At 71.6% G+C, this 14,038-nt stretch carries 17 protein-coding genes; 2 read left to right on the plus strand and 15 right to left on the minus strand.

Translation table 11 applies throughout. The features are described from left to right. Nucleotides 1-74 precede the first annotated feature (74 nt). From AB0946_RS37960 to AB0946_RS38030, 15 genes are all read right to left on the minus strand, one after another. Nucleotides 75-560: a hypothetical protein gene (locus AB0946_RS37960; protein WP_366765286.1), complete on the minus strand. Its 486-nt coding sequence runs from the start codon at nucleotides 558-560 to the stop codon at nucleotides 75-77. An 84-nt stretch (nucleotides 561-644) separates the two neighbouring features. Then, nucleotides 645-836 carry a hypothetical protein gene (locus tag AB0946_RS37965; RefSeq protein WP_366765287.1) on the minus strand — a complete coding sequence of 64 codons (192 nt, stop codon included), beginning with the start codon at nucleotides 834-836 and terminating at the stop codon, nucleotides 645-647. A 41-nt stretch (nucleotides 837-877) separates the two neighbouring features. Then, nucleotides 878-1,066, minus strand: coding sequence for a hypothetical protein (locus AB0946_RS37970; RefSeq protein WP_029380917.1), 189 nt, complete (start codon nucleotides 1,064-1,066; stop codon nucleotides 878-880). 39 nt (nucleotides 1,067-1,105) lie between these two features. Continuing rightward, nucleotides 1,106-3,409, minus strand: coding sequence for a hypothetical protein (locus tag AB0946_RS37975; protein WP_366765288.1), 2,304 nt, complete (start codon nucleotides 3,407-3,409; stop codon nucleotides 1,106-1,108). Between the two features lie 83 nt (nucleotides 3,410-3,492). Next, on the minus strand, nucleotides 3,493-3,939 hold the full coding sequence (locus AB0946_RS37980; RefSeq protein ID WP_366765289.1) for a conjugal transfer protein TraB: 447 nt from the start codon (nucleotides 3,937-3,939) through the stop codon (nucleotides 3,493-3,495). An 11-nt stretch (nucleotides 3,940-3,950) separates the two neighbouring features. Beyond that, nucleotides 3,951-6,569 (minus strand): hypothetical protein, encoded by a 2,619-nt coding sequence (locus AB0946_RS37985; RefSeq protein ID WP_366765290.1) that lies wholly within the window; start codon nucleotides 6,567-6,569, stop codon nucleotides 3,951-3,953. A gap of 122 nt (nucleotides 6,570-6,691) precedes the next feature. Beyond that, nucleotides 6,692-6,877 (minus strand): hypothetical protein, encoded by a 186-nt coding sequence (locus AB0946_RS37990; protein WP_366765291.1) that lies wholly within the window; start codon nucleotides 6,875-6,877, stop codon nucleotides 6,692-6,694. Between the two features lie 14 nt (nucleotides 6,878-6,891). Next, complete coding sequence (locus AB0946_RS37995; RefSeq protein ID WP_366765292.1) at nucleotides 6,892-7,443, minus strand: hypothetical protein; 552 nt, start codon at nucleotides 7,441-7,443, stop codon at nucleotides 6,892-6,894. 135 nt (nucleotides 7,444-7,578) lie between these two features. After that, nucleotides 7,579-9,102, minus strand: coding sequence for a DUF2637 domain-containing protein (locus tag AB0946_RS38000; RefSeq protein WP_366765293.1), 1,524 nt, complete (start codon nucleotides 9,100-9,102; stop codon nucleotides 7,579-7,581). Nucleotides 9,103-9,508: 406 nt separating this feature from the next. Continuing rightward, nucleotides 9,509-9,868, minus strand: a complete 360-nt coding sequence (locus tag AB0946_RS38005) for a hypothetical protein (RefSeq protein ID WP_366765294.1) — start codon at nucleotides 9,866-9,868, stop codon at nucleotides 9,509-9,511. A gap of 109 nt (nucleotides 9,869-9,977) precedes the next feature. Next, entirely contained in the window at nucleotides 9,978-10,154 is a 177-nt protein-coding gene (locus AB0946_RS38010; protein WP_366765295.1) for a hypothetical protein, read from the minus strand. Between the two features lie 108 nt (nucleotides 10,155-10,262). After that, entirely contained in the window at nucleotides 10,263-10,559 is a 297-nt protein-coding gene (locus tag AB0946_RS38015; RefSeq protein ID WP_366765296.1) for a WhiB family transcriptional regulator, read from the minus strand. A gap of 160 nt (nucleotides 10,560-10,719) precedes the next feature. Then, nucleotides 10,720-10,902, minus strand: a complete 183-nt coding sequence (locus tag AB0946_RS38020) for a hypothetical protein (RefSeq protein ID WP_366765297.1) — start codon at nucleotides 10,900-10,902, stop codon at nucleotides 10,720-10,722. A gap of 82 nt (nucleotides 10,903-10,984) precedes the next feature. After that, entirely contained in the window at nucleotides 10,985-11,161 is a 177-nt protein-coding gene (locus tag AB0946_RS38025) for a hypothetical protein (protein WP_366765298.1), read from the minus strand. Nucleotides 11,162-11,323: 162 nt separating this feature from the next. After that, the gene (locus tag AB0946_RS38030) at nucleotides 11,324-12,082 is read right to left on the minus strand and encodes a hypothetical protein (RefSeq protein WP_366765299.1); all 759 of its coding nucleotides are present in this window, start codon (nucleotides 12,080-12,082) and stop codon (nucleotides 11,324-11,326) included. A gap of 361 nt (nucleotides 12,083-12,443) precedes the next feature. Between AB0946_RS38030 and AB0946_RS38035 the strand changes: the two genes are divergently transcribed. Both AB0946_RS38035 and AB0946_RS38040 read left to right on the plus strand, forming a co-directional pair. After that, entirely contained in the window at nucleotides 12,444-13,202 is a 759-nt protein-coding gene (locus tag AB0946_RS38035; RefSeq protein ID WP_366765300.1) for a GntR family transcriptional regulator, read from the plus strand. Then, nucleotides 13,199-13,909, plus strand: a complete 711-nt coding sequence (locus AB0946_RS38040) for an ATP-binding protein (protein WP_366765301.1) — start codon at nucleotides 13,199-13,201, stop codon at nucleotides 13,907-13,909. Before AB0946_RS38035 ends, AB0946_RS38040 begins: the two co-directional genes overlap by 4 nt. Nucleotides 13,910-14,038 lie beyond the last annotated feature (129 nt).

The following is a 14,038-nucleotide window of genomic DNA, read 5'->3' on the forward strand; positions in this document are numbered from 1 at the left end:
GCCGGACGGCCTGTCCCGCACCCGAAGCCCCGGCCCGCGGGCGAGGTGTTCGGATACGAGGCAGGGCGCCCGGGTCAGCGGACGTCGTTGCGGGTGCGGGAGAACATCCCGCGCTGGTTGCTGGTGTTGTTGATCTGTGTGTTCTGCACGACCGGGCCCTCGTAGACCGTCTTCGGCACGGACTTGCGGGCCTTGCTGAACGCGCCGCCGATCGCGGTGGCGACCATGGCGACGCCTGCGAACGGCAGGGTGACCATGAGGACGCCGTAGAGCGTGACGGAGGCCAGGCCCTGGAGCACGAGCCAGGCTCCGCAGCCGACGCCGGTGATGCCGGCGCCGACACCGATGGAGGCGACCGCGATCCCGGCCGCCCAGGCCGGGACGATCCGCTTGTCGTCCTGCTTCTCGGGCGGGGTGTCGCCGTAGGCGGGCAGCGGGGTGTCGTCGCGGAACGACGTCGGGAAGTGGCGCTCGGGGCGCATCGCTTCGGCGATGATCCGCTCGGCTTCGGCCTTGGCCTCGGAGTCGGACAGCGGGCGGGTGATGTGGTCGAAGTCCATGGTGATCTCCGTTTCGGGGGCAGACGCGGGCGCCCTCCCCGCGTGGTGGCGGGGAGGGCGCAGGGGCGGGGGAGCGGGGCGGGGCTACTGCTGGTCGGCGGCGGCCTCGAGGGCGTCGGGCGTGGGGTACTGCAGCGGCCGGCGGCTGTGGGAGCGGACCACCAGGCCGTTGCGGCGGCCGGTGCGCAGCAGCTCGTCGACCAGGGCGCGGGCCTCGGGGCTGGCCGCGAGGACGTCGGTGGCGGCGTCGACCACCAGGACCAGGGGGCGGTTCATCGTCGTTCTCCTTCTCATTCGGCGGGTCGGGATCGGGATGGTCAGAAGCTGCTGATCCAACCGGTGAGGGAGGACACGGCGCTGGTGATGGTGGGGGCGATGCCGGTGCTGGCGAGGAAGAAGCCGAACAGGCAGACGGCGATGCCCGGCATGATCCGCTGGTAGCCGGTGCGCACCAGGATGACGACGATGATGCCGAGCAGGAGGACCAGGGAGATCGACAGGGCCACGGGTATCGGTTCCTTCGGTGAGTGAGTGGTGGGTGCGGGTCAGTTGTCGGCGAGCTGCCACAGGCCCCGCTTGCGCGAGATGGCCAGGCCCTTCGCCTTGAGCTGGGAGCAGGCGTTGCTGACGCTGGAGGGCTGGAAGCCGGGCAGCGCGGCGCGCAGCTCCTTGAGCTGCTTGGGTCCGTCGGCGAGCAGTTCGAGGATCTGGTCCTGGAGGCCGGGCTCCTCCCCGATGTCGGGGCCGCTGTCGCCGAACGGGATGCCGAACGGCGCCTCGAACGGGGCGGGTGCCTCGCCGCTGTCGCCGTCGGTGTCCGCAGCGGTGGCCGGGGCCGGGGTGCCGGCCGCCGGCTTGCTGCCGGGGGCGTCGGAGAACGCCTGGGCGAGGGTGTCGCAGTCGGCGTACGGGTTGGTGTGCCGTACGCCGTAGATCGCGGCTCCGGCCTGCGCGGCCTTGGCCTCGCCCTCGGTCAGCCCGGTGGGCGGGTCCTCGCCGTACAGGGCGATCAGGTCGGGGTAGACCCCGTCCTTCTTCTCCGCGAAGAAGGTGCGCATGAACTTCGCCCGGCCGTCGAGGAACATGTAGGCCATGCCCGCGGTGGACTCGCCGTCCTCGTCGTCCTTGCCGGAGAACAGCGCCTCGATCTGTCCGTTCTCGTAGATCCGGGCGGGGATGTTCTCCATCTGGAAACCGGCCGGGGCGATGCCGTCCAGGCCCATCTCCTTGGTGGAGGAGGATGCGGTGCGCATGAGGAACAGCGCGCCGACCTTGCCCTGCTGGCGGATCGCGTCGTCGTCGCCGAGGTCCTTGAGGTGCAGGGACTGCACGGCGAGCCGGATGCCGATGCCGACCTTGCGGCCGGTCTTCTGGATGTCGGCGATGAGGTAGGCGGTGGCCTTGCGCATCGCTTCGTCCGGGTGGGACAGCAGCCGGTTGATCTCGTCCAGTGTGATGTTGATGAGCGGCCACGGCTTGTTGAGGGCGAAGTCGCCGCGGCCCATCTCGTTGGAGATCCGCTCGCGGTACTTCATGACCGCGTGCGCGGCCGTGAGCATCAGGAGCGTCTCCACCGGGCCCTTGGCGAACCAGTCGACCCGGCCTTCCGCCTCCGGGAGGGACATGCCGCCCTGGACGTCGCCGACCCAGGAGACGACGCCGGAGCGCTTCTCCGCGGCGAGGATCAGGTTCTGCAGGACGGACTTGCCCGCGCCGGTGACGCCGGCGGTGATGCCGCGCAGCGCGCCCTGTCCGGGATCCCACAGCCGCATCCGGGCGGGCTTGCCGTCGTGGCAGACGCCGATGGTGACGCGGCCCTTGGAGTCCATCGTCAGGTCTTCGACGGTGGCCTTGCGGACCTTCATCAGCGGGTTCGTCTTGTAGACGGAGATGACGCCCTGGCGGATGCCATCCGTTTCGATGACCAGGCGGGAGGGGTCGTCGATGCCGAAGGCGGAGCAGATCGCCGTGTGCGGCAGCCGGATCTCCTTGCCCGGGGGCGAAGCGACCAGGAGGACGATGCGGTGCGGCTCGGACCGCCAGTCGATCAGGTGGACGCCGGGGGCGGCGCCGCCTGGGGCAGCGACCGCCGACTCCCACAGGCCGCGGATGCCTTCGGCGGCGGCCTCGGTGTCCTCGGTGGTGGGGCGGGCGACCAGCCGCATCCGGCCGGGCCCGGAGCCCTGGATCGGGCGGATCTTCACGGTGCCGACCGGGAAGTCGAACGCGGCGGCCAGCTGCACCTCTGTGAAGGTGGGCACCGCCTTCCCGGCCTGGGCGACGACGACGGCCTCGAAGTCGGGCCGGTCGGCGCGGTAGGGCTGGATGGACACCAGCCGGGTGCCGTCGCCGGTGGCCTGCTGCCACTTCGCGGCGAGGAACTCGGTGTAGGTCAGCGGCTCCCCGGGACCGGCGCCGTGCTGCGCCTGGTGCTCGGTGAGCTCCAGGACCAGGCCGGCGCTGCGGGTGAGCGGCGCCATCCAGCCCATCAGGGACGCCCACGCGGCCGGGGCGACGACCTCCCACCAGTTGAAGCCGGGGGTGATCAGGTTCGCCACGTAGGTGCCGGCGGCCGTCAGGAACGGGATCGCCCGCTGTGCCCTGGTGAGGGCGCTCAGGCCCTGGTCGGCATCCTTGGTCTTCGCGTACAGCCAGGCGAGCGTGCCCAGGCCGATCCCGCCGGAGGCGAGGTAGGACCAGGCGCTGTCGTCCAGCTGCGGGCCGACGGCCATCCCGGCCGCGGCAAGGGCGTAGGAGGTGCGTTCGGCCAGGACGCGCCGGTAGATGACGTGGCCCGGGACGCGCTTGGTGGTGTCGGCGGCCGGCGCCGCCTGGTCGATGGTGCTCAACACAGCCTCCGTTCAGGGGCAGGAGGCAGCAGGGGCCGTTCCCGGCGCGGGAACGGCCCCTGCTGCTGCGAGGGTGGGGTGCGTTAGCTGCGGCGGCCGGTGCGCCGGTAGAAGCCGGGCTTGGCCTGCCGCACGCCGGAGCCGTTGGAGGCTTCGTAGCCGGGGCGGTACTCCCGGTCGTGCGCGCTGTTGAAGCCGCGGGCGTCGGTGTCGACGGCGTCGGCGGCGTTCACCATCTCCCCGGACGCCTCCGCGACCCCGGTCAGGGCGGCGGAGGTGTCCTCGATCATCGAGGTGAACCGGGGCTCGACTTCGGCCTGGCCGCACATCTCCGACAGGCGCCTGGCCGCGTTGGCGTTGGCCTGCATGTGGGAGCGGAGCAGGTGCATGCCCTCCTTGAGGAAGAGGGCGGCGGCCGCGAGCTGGGCGGTCCGGCCGGCCAGGGCGAGGAAGCCGTTGCCGCTGCTGGCGCCGCCGGTGCTGGCGACGCCGTTGTTCATGCCCGGGATGGCGGGGAGGTTGTCGCTCACGTGATCTCCTCTCAGTTCTCGTTGTGGATGCGGGCGGCGGGCACGGCCAGGCCCGCGTCCTCGGTGGCCTGCTGGAGGGGCCGGTAGGCGTCGAACATCGCGTTCTCCGCGCTCTCGGAGAGCTCCGCCGCCGTCAGGGACTTGGTGGACATCTCGTCGGCCTTGCGGGCCAGCAGCTCCATGGACTCCGCGAGCTTGGCCATCGCGGCGCCGGTCAGGCGGCCGATGACGTTGTGCGTGGAGCGCAGGTCGGCGGCGAGGTCGTCCAGCTCGTGCCGGATCTGCCGCGCCTTCTCGGAGAGCTTGCGGCAGGTCTCGTGAGCCTTGAACGACTGCGCGGTGAGCTCCTCCAGGACGTCGAGCGTGTCGTCGAGGGTGACCTCGGTCTCGTGCTGGGCGTCCATGTCCGCGACGCTGCCGCTGCCCCACTTCGTCAGCCAGGCGTCACTCACGCTGTTCTCCTTCGTGCTCGTGCTCGAGGTGCCGGCGGGAAGTCCCCCGCCGGACGTGGCCGGACCGGACCCGGGGGAGTCGGCCCGCTCGACCGTGATCGGACCAGCCGGAGCGGACACCGCCGTCGCCATGCCCATCGCCTCGAACGGCGACAGGCGCGGCATGCCAGTGCCGGTGCCGGGCACCGTGCCGCCGCCCGGTGGTGCCGGGAGCGGGGTGGCCTTGGTGACCGTGGCGGCCGGTGCCGGTGTAGCTGCCGGAGGAACGGGCGGGCCCGGCGGCGGGGGCGGTGTGGTCGTGCCGGTCGGCGGCACCGGGCGGGGAGCGGGGACCGTGGTGGTGCGCATCCGGGCGCGCTTGCGGGCCCTCGCCTTGGCCGTGGACCAGGGCGTGCGGCGGGCCGGGGCCTTCGCGGCCGGACCGGTCGGCGCCTTCGCGGCGGGACCGGCGGGCTTGATGCCGCTGGGCTTGGTGGTCTGGGTCTTCGGGCCGGTCTTCTTCTTCGGCTTCCTGACCTTGACCTTCGTGACGACCGGCGGGCCCATCTTCTTGCGGCGGCGCTTGAGCCGCTTGCTCGCGGTCTCGTACACGGCCTCTCCGAAGGTGGTCCGGCCCCTCGCCGCGGACTTCATCGCCCCGAGGACCTTGCGGTTGTACTCCTTGCGGAAGCGCCGGCACTTGCGGCAGCGGCAGTCCTGCTTCACCGACGACGCGAACGTGCCGTGCGCGATGCCGTACGAGAGCTTGAGCTTCTTGCCCTTGCGGGACTTCCCGCCCGGCGCCTTGGGCACCGAGGCCGGGCCCGTCCCGCCCTTGCCGGAGCGGGTCTTGCCCTGCTTCCCGCCGCGCTTGCTGCCGGGGGCCGTGGTGCCCGCGCCGCTGCTGCCCTTCCCCTTCGGCATGGTCTTCGGACCGGTGCCGGAGGTGGTGGTGCCCGGCTTCTTGCGCAGGATCCCGGACGGGCCCGTCGTGCCGCGCGGCGACTTCTTCGTGCCGCTCTTGGGACCGGTGCCTGTTCCCTTGCCGGTACCGGGCCCCTTCGAGGTGGTCGTGCCGGGCGTGGTCTTCCAGCCCGAACCCGTGCCCTTGCCGGGGCTCTTGGTGCCGGGGCCCGTGCCCTTGCCGGTCCCCGTCCCAGAGCCCGGTCCGCGCTTCTTGCCCAGGCCGCCAGACGAACCGCCGGCCCCGGGCCCGGTGCTGCCGGGCCCGCGCTTGCGGTTCGTGGTGGAGCCGCCGCCCCCCGAGGAGCCGGACCCGCCGCCGCTGCCGGGGCCGCGGTTCTTCTTGCCGCCTCCACCGCTGTTGTTCGGGCCCTTGCCGCCTCCGGAGCCTCCCGAGCCGCCGGACGATCCGGGGCCGCGGTTCTTCTTGAGGTTCACGCCGCCGCCCTGCGAGGTGCGCTTGAGCGGGGTGACCCCGGAGCTGTTCTTGTTCGGCGAGGTGGTGCGGCCGCCGCCCGGGCCGGTACCCGGACCACGTCCGCGCCCGCCGCCACCACCGCCACCACCGCCGGAACCGCTGGGCGAGCGGGTCGTCGACCCGCCGCGCCCCCGGCCTCCCGAGCCGCTGTACGGCCCGCTGCCGCCCCGCCCGGACCTGCCCGGACCCGAGCCGCCGGAGCGGCCTCCCAGACCGCCAGGACCCCGCTGGAGGGTCTTGCGGCCGTACTCGTGGCTGGGCTGCACCTGCTTCTTCGAACTGCCCCCGGTGGGGCCGTCCTTGGCGGTGCTCGCGGTCTTCGCGACCGCTTCGCGCTGCTCCCGGTTGGCCCGGCCCGCCGCGACGGCGGAGTGGATGCCGCGCATGGCCGCCAGGGACACCGCGAGGATCGCCGCCAGGGACAGCGATCCCAGGCGCGGCGCGGCGGGCTGCGCGCCCTCCGAGCGGAAGGTCGCCGGGACCATCGTGCCCGCCGTCGCAGGCGCCGCGGCGGGCTCCGAGTCGGCGGCGAACGGGGCCCCGAGACCAGGCTCGGGCAGGGTCGCGATGACGCCCATCGGGTCGGTTCGCGTCGCGGGTGCAAACGCTTCGGGCGTGGCCGGGGAGGCGTCTGCGGGGGCGGCGAACGGCACGTCGGCCGGGGCCGAAGTAGGGGGTTCCGCGGGGGGCTCGGCCGGGGCGGTGTAGCCCACGCGGGGGAAGTGGATCAGGTTGTTCGGGCCGTCGTCGTCGGCCATGACGTCTCCCTCTCGGAGTTGACAGACGGTCACCGCCTGGGCACCCTCGCGCGCGCACGACACGCGCGCGCCTTGGGGTGCTCCGGGCGGCGAGGAGGAGGCGGTGATGAAGAAGAACTTCGTCACCCTCCGTTGTTCTTGTAGAAGTCGTGCAGCACCTTGGTGAGCGCGGGCCACAGGTTCGGCTTGCCGTCGCGTTCGGCCTGGCGGGCCAGGGTCCGGCACGCGTCGTACCAGACCCCGGCCCGCTCCGGCTCGCTCGTGGCCTCCGCGACTCGCGCGTTCCAGAACCGCGAGCGGTTTTGCACCTGCCGAGGGGTAGTCACCCCTGCTCTCCCTTCGCGAAGTAGTCGTTGATCGTGCGGGTCGGGGCCTGCTCACCGCCGGCCGCCATCGGCCACTGGTTCCAGGGGTTGTCCGGGGTCACGAACTCCGCCGGCCGCGCCTGCGGGACCGCGCCCGGGGCCTGCTCCTGGGGGGCGTGGAGCGCGGTCACGGTCTTGTCCAGGGACTTGGCGACGGCCGCGCCGATGGCGGCCTGGCGGCTGTTCTTGCGCTCCAGGCGCTTGGCCTCCGCGGCCGCCCTGCGCTGGGGGAGTTCCAGGACCTCGTTGACGTAGGTCGCGTACAGGGCCTCCGCCTTGCTCGCGGCCTCGCCGGACGCCTTCTGCATGGCCTTGAGCTGCCGCGACACCTTCCAGGCGCGGAGCTTCTTGGACATCCAGCGGTCGCCCTCGATCGGCGTCTGCTCCAGGCGCCGGCGCACGATGTCGGCGATCTGCCCGTACTGCTGGGCGTCGCGAACGTGCTGGTCACGAACGGTGGCGGTGAAGGCCCGCAGGCCCTCGTCGGTGAACAGGGCGTTGATATCCATGAGTGGGTTCTCCTTCTCGGGGCGGGGGCGATCTGGGAGGCTTTGCGGTGGCGTTTCGGCGCCTTCACCGCGCTCCCGAGGCGCTGTCTTCGTCTCGGGGGCCGGTGGAACCGCCGAACGGCTCGTTTGTGCAGGTCACTGCTCCGGGCGGTAGCCCTGACGGAGCAGGTCGACCGCCTCCTGGCGGTACTTCGAGGCGGTGTCGGTGGAGGACACCTGCGTCTCGCGCTGGATGTCGGAGAGCAGCACCTGATCGGCGTCGCCGCCGGCGGCGAGGATCATCCGGGCGACCTTGCGGACCGCCCGCTCGCGCGGGGTGAGCTTCGCGGCGTCCTCGATTTCGACCGCGCGCCGCTCGATTTCGGCGGCGGCGAGCCGCATTTCGGCGGCGCGGTACTCGGCTTCGGCCTCGCGCTCCCGGGCGGCCTGCGTGTTGGCGCGGGCGATGGCCGCGCGCTCCTCTTCCTCCGCCTTCAGCCGGTCGGCTTCGGCGGCACGGCGGGCGGCTTCGGCAGTGGCCTCTTCCTCTTCGGCGGCAGCCCGGTCGGCTTCGGCGGCACGCCGCCGGGCCTCCGCGGTGGTGGCCGTCTCGATCGCCTGAGCCTCCGCCGCGGCGACCTTGTCCGCCTCTGCCGCTTCCTTCCGCTTCTGGGCTGCCTGGCGCTCCAGCTCGGCTGCGCGGAGGTCCGCGCCGGCCTTTGCCTCGCGCTCCTGGGCCTCCTTGCGCTTCGCCGCCGCCTCCCGGGCGCGGGCCTCGGCGACCAGCGCCGTCTCCAGCGCCGCCTCCTCCAGCTCCGCGGCCCGCTCGGCGGCGCTGGCCTGGGCTCGGGCGTGGGCTCGGGCCTGGGCCGTCTGGCCTTCCACCTGGGCTCGGACCGTTTCCAGCTCGCCCTCGGCCTTCAGCCGGTCGGCCTCGGCCTTCTTCTGCGCGAGTTCCCGGCGCGTCTCCGCGTCCAGGCGCCGGCGCTCCGCCTCCTCCGCCCTTGCCTCGGCCTCGCGTTCCTGCTGCTCCGGCAGCGCGAGGGCCTGGGAGACGGTGTAACCGTAGGCCGCCATCCTCATCGGCAGCTTCTCGTCGTCGCTCGCCTTGCCCAGGTCGCCGTTGTACTTGCGCTTGAGCCACTGCTCGTAGGCAATGAGCTCCTGCTGCCGGCGGATCATCTCCGGGTAGGAGGTGATGCCGTGCAGCCGCATCCGGCGGTAGAAGCGGGGCGTGGCGACCGGGGCCAGGATCCAGCGGTGCAGCGGGATCCGGTCGGTGGCCGTACCCGCTTCGAGCTGGGCTTTCTTGATGAACAGCTTGCGTGCGGCCTCGACGCCGATCACGAAGAGGAGCGGCATGACGCCGTGGCTGGCGGCCCTGACCGGGTCGGCCGCGATCTGGCCCTGCGAGGAGGCGTTGAACCAGATCGTGGCGCCGGTCATGGCGTGCGCGGCCAGCCGGAGCAGCGGCCAGGCCGTGTCCTTGCGGATCAGGTACAGGTCCAGCGCGAGGAACGCGATGATGCTCGCGTCCACGCCGACCGGGAACCACGGGGCCAGGTCCGGGCTGAATCCCCAGCTCAGAGCCACCGTGGCCAGGGTGCTGTAGGACATCGCGAAGCCGATGACCCCGACCAGCGTCCCGCCGACCGCGGCGGCGATCGACAAGGCGGTCATCAGCCTGTCGCGACCCGGCTTGATCGTCTTCCGCTTCGGCGTCTGCGAAACGCTCCACGGTGCTCCCGAAGTCATCGCGGGTGTGCTCGAAGCGGTGTCCGGTGGGAGCGAAACGGGGGTGTCGGGTACCGCGTTCTGCGGCGTCTCGGTGATCGTCATGGGGTCCTCCGGGAGGGGCCGGTCAGGGCGGGGGCGAAACAGCGGTCGGTGCTCCCGAAACGCGAGCCGTGCGTCCCCGAAACCGCGGTCCGTGGGGATGGTTGCTCGCAAAGCGGACACCGGCTCTACCCGCTCCGAGCACACGAAAGAGCCGCCGGCCCGGGAGGCGGGCGGCCGGTCTGGCGGCGTGCTGCGGGGCGGGCTCGAAACTGCCGTCGGCTCCCGCCGGGCGGGAACGAAGCCGGCGTCAGCTCTCGGGGAGCTGCGCGCCGTGGCGGCGGAGGTCGGCGGTGGTGATGCCGTAGATCTGGCACTTGTCGATCAGCGGCTTGAGCGCGGTGCCGGCGGCGCGGGCCTCGGGCGAGCCCTCGCCGTACAGGGTCTCGGTGTGCAGCAGGTCGTTGATCGCGGTCGCGGTGCGGGCGGCGTGCCGCTCGACGCGGCCCTCGCCGACCCATTCCTCCGCGATGACGTGGAGGGTGGTGCGCCAGCTGCCGCCGTATTCCTCCGGCTCGATCGGGGGAAGGTCGCTGCCGAAGATCGCGAACGCGGCGGCCTGGGCGGCGGCTTCCGTGCCGGGCTGGAGCAGGGTGATCGTCGTGGCCATCGGGGCCTCCTTCGACTGGCGCCGGGCTTTCCGGCTCCCCGTCACCGCCCGCCACCGGCCGCCGGGGGACCGGCGTCGGTGCGGGCGGATCAGGCAACCGGCAGACCGGTCACGGCTGTTCGGAGGTCACCTCGTCTTGGGTGGGGAAGCTGCGGCGGCCGTCGTCCATGAGGACAGTCAGGTGTCCGTCCGTGTGGACCTCTTCGACGGTGCCCTGGTCCCCGGCGCGGTGCCGGGTTCCGAGCGCGTCGACATCGGTGGTGAGCGTGATGCGGGTTCCGCGCATACTGGGCGCCCTTCGCTGGTGTGGGATGCGGCCGGGCTGTCCGGCTCCCCTTCACCGCCCGCACCAGCCAGAGGCGGTGCGGGCGGATCAGGCAGCCGCCAGAACGGATCAGGCGGAGCGGCGACGGGCGGCGCGGCGCTTGAGCGAGCGACGCTCCTTCTCCGACAGCCCGCCCCACACGCCGGCGCTCTCGCCTCGGTCCAGCGCGCCCTGCAGGCAGCTCTCGATCAGCGGGCAGCGACGGCACACGGCTTTGGCCTCTTCCTCCTGGAGCAGGGCCGGGCCGCTGTCGCCGATCGGGAAGAACAGCTCGGGGTCCTCGTCGGCGCAGGCGGCACGGGGGCGCTCGACGACGGCCGGAGTGACGGCGCCGTAGTAGTTGGTGCGTACGATGGAGCGGTTCATCAGGGCCTCCCAGAAGGTCCGGTTGTACGAAGCAGCCCCGGGGAGGCGAGCCCCGGGGCTGTTCTGTGTCGTCGGCCGGATGGCCAGAGCGGGGTAGCTCCCGGCGCTCTCCGCCGGCCCCGGCCGGGAAGGCGCGGGGACGACGGGCAGGGCCGGGGGATCAGCGCTGCTTCTGGCGTGCGGTGTAGGCGTCCTGGAGACGGGCGAACCGCTCGTGGATCGGCGCTCCTTCCGCACACGGCGTCTCGCCCTGGCATGCCGGGCAGTCGGCGGTGTGCTTGGCGGAGTCCTCGAACGCCTTCATGTAGCGGACGAACAGGTCGTCTGTCGGGCGGGCGCTCACTTCTGGTGCCTCTCCGACCGCTGGTTCTGCTCCCTGTTCTTCTGCGAGAGCGCCTCCCGCTCGGCGTCGGTCAGGCTGGTGATCACGCCGCCACCTCCCAACCGGCCGACACCGACGCGACGCTGGGAACGAGGACCAGGGCGACGTCGACGCGGACGGCCTCCTCGGGCTCGTAGCCCTTGGAGTCGTCCTCACGCTCGATTTCGTCGATGATCCCGGCCCGCGGCTGCGCCGCCGTGCGTGTCATGCTGTGCTGCATCAGGTCCTCCGAGTCAGGTCCTGGACAGCCCCACGGGCCGCAATCCCAAGGGCTGTCGCGATCACTCCCCAGTTGGGGAGCTGACTGCTTGTACGAGCAGCCACGGCCCCGGCCTCCCCTCTATGGGGTGGCCGGGGCCGTGGTCGTTCGTCCAGGAGCGGGTCAGCGCGCGGGGCGCTTGGGGTGGAGCGTCTTGAGCGGCACCGGCGGCGCGCCGAGCGGCGCGTCACCGTCGGGCAGCTGCGCGCGCCGGGTGTCGGCCTCGTGGACGGCCGACTCGGTCGACGCCCACTTCATTTCCCGGAGCAGCCAGAGGGTCCGGCCATCGCCCGACTCCTCCTCTTCCTTTCGGGCCGCAGCGGCGACGGGCGCGTTGCGCAGCTTGTAGAGGTAGAGACGGGCGAGTGGGCTGCCCTCAGCACAGTGAGCGTGGCCGGACTCCTGGCACACCGTGCACTGCTCGGCGTGGGCCCGGACCAGCCGGAGCGCGCCCTTGGCGTCCAGGTCCTGGACCACCATGTGAGCCACGGCCGGCGTGGCTGCGACCTTGGGCTTGCGCCGCACGGTGGTCCGGCGGCGGCTGGCGGTTTCCGCGTGGCCGTCCTCCAGGCGCTCCTGCCACTTCTTGACCGTGACGTCGACCGTGACCAGGCGGTTGCTGCCCAGGCGGCAGCGAACGGCCGGGTCCTTGCCCGCGCGGCCGGCGTCGTGCGGCACGACCTTGGGCTGCTTGGTCTGGAGGCCGGTGATCGGCACCCACGTCTTGCAGTCGGGGCAGACCAGCGACGCGCAGGCGGGATGCAGGTCGTACTGGTGGGGCCCGAGGGTGGAGAGGGCCAGCGCCGGGCGACCGTTGACGGTGCGGGAGCGGGTCCGGCTCCGGCGGGGACGGGCGGTGCGCTCAAGAGTCGAAGCAGACATCTGAACTCCTCACGAACGAAGAGGCAGGGGAAGCGTCGCGATGCTCTCTCCGCCCTCCGAGCCGCACGGCACAAGGCCGGCGTCCCGCAGGACAGACAGCGCACAGCGCTGCGACGTGCACACAGTCGTCGCGGCCGTCAGGCTCCGGAGGAGTTCGATGGTGCTCTCGCGTCCTGCAGCAAGCTGAGGACCACTCCGGCCGCCCCGGAGGGCGGACGACTACTGCGGTCTAGCGGTATTGCTCACTCGGTGCTCCCGGAGGATCACCGACGCCTTACATACATCAGGTTGCATCAGGTACCCTCAGGTGTCAAGCGGTATAGTGAGGCACCTAGAGGGAATTTGAAGGAGGCGAAGGCACATGGCAGGGCCACCCCGAGCCGACAATCGGCCGCCGTACGCGCGTATCGCAGGCCACTACCGCGACCTGATCAGCTCTGGGGAGCTCTCGCCCGGCGACCTTTTGCCCAGCATCAAGGCGCTGGCGACCGAGTGGGAAGTCAGCACAGCCACCGCAGACCGGGCGATGCGACTGCTGCGCGAAGAGAAGCTCGTGCGGGGCATCCCCGGCGTCGGCACCGAGGTGATGGCACGGCCCATCTCCCTGTCCTCCGGCGCGGAGCGCCACGACCGCAGCAGCAAGACGCAGTCGTCGTGGGGCGTCGGCGAGAAATCCTCCGGCCACACCGCCGGCATAGTCGAGGCTCCCGAAGACGTCGCTATCGTTCTGGGCATTGCGCCTGGTGACGACGTGATTCGTCGTAGTCGGGTCTACAGGGACGGTCATGGGATCGTCTCCCACTCCACGTCCTGGATCCCGGCGGAGTTCGCCCAGGCCGTCCCCGAGTTGGCTCGGAGTGAGCGACTCAAGGGCGGGCTGTCACTCGACTTGATCGCTCGGGCAACCGGGCGGCACGTAGTGAAGCGCGTGGATGAGGAGACGGCTCGCATTGCGACGAGGCGCGACCTCGAGCTCCTGGAGTTGGAGGCCGACACCGTCGCGGCAATCCTTGTGCTGACCGCGCGCTTCCTGGACGCCGACGGCGAGCTGCTGGAGTACGGCGTGGACTTGGGTGCCCCGGGCCGCACCCGTCGCACGACGTCAGAGGTGCTGCGATGACGACGCAGAACTTTGCAGTCCTCGACGACACGCTCGTCTCCTGCCTCGAAACCCGCTTTAGCCAGCTCCGCCAGGCCGAGCACACCGACACCCTCACACTGGAAGGACGATTCGAGATCACTCGTATCTCCGCCGCTTTGTCCGGCCGACCGGGCCCAGCGCCTCGCGCGATCCTTATGGCCGGTCTCCAGGGTTCCGGCAAGACCACCCTCGCCCGCGCCCTGGAAGAGGCCGGCTTCCGGCGCCTGTGCCCTGACGAGGAGATGTTTCGCCGCTACGGTCACTACGGCAGGGACTTTCCTCGCGGCCAGTTCAAGGTCAGGGAGGCCCCGGTACTCAAAGACATCGCCCTTGAGCTCCGGGAGCTGCTCGAGGCCGGACACGACGTCGTACTCGACCATGGCCTCTGGACTCATGAAGAGCGGGCGCATTGGGCAGCGACGGCGATGGAGGCCGGCGGCGCACCTGTCCTGATCTACTTGCCGGTGCCGCATGAGGTGCGCTGGAGTCGGATCAGGGCGCGCAACGAGCAGTCCCTGGTCGACGCCAACAGCATCGAGTTCAGCGAGGAAGATCTGCTTCGCCATGCGGGCCGCTTCTCTGCGCCCACCGATGAAGAGCCTCATATCGTGTATGACGGTCATCCGGAGCAAGTCCTGGCGGAACTCCGCCGTGCACGTCCTTCCTCGGATGGCGGCCCCCATTGACTTCTACCTCCCACGCGCAGCACCCGGCACCTGTTGACCATGACCGTGCTCGGGTCGTGCGACCGCGGAAAGTGACAGCACGTGGTGACATTCGGAATGTCACCGCCACTTGTCACCTCCGCGCGATCA

The sequence above is a fragment of the Streptomyces sp. NPDC046870 genome, assembly GCF_040704595.1.
Classification (GTDB): Bacteria; Actinomycetota; Actinomycetes; order Streptomycetales; family Streptomycetaceae; genus Streptomyces; species Streptomyces argyrophylli.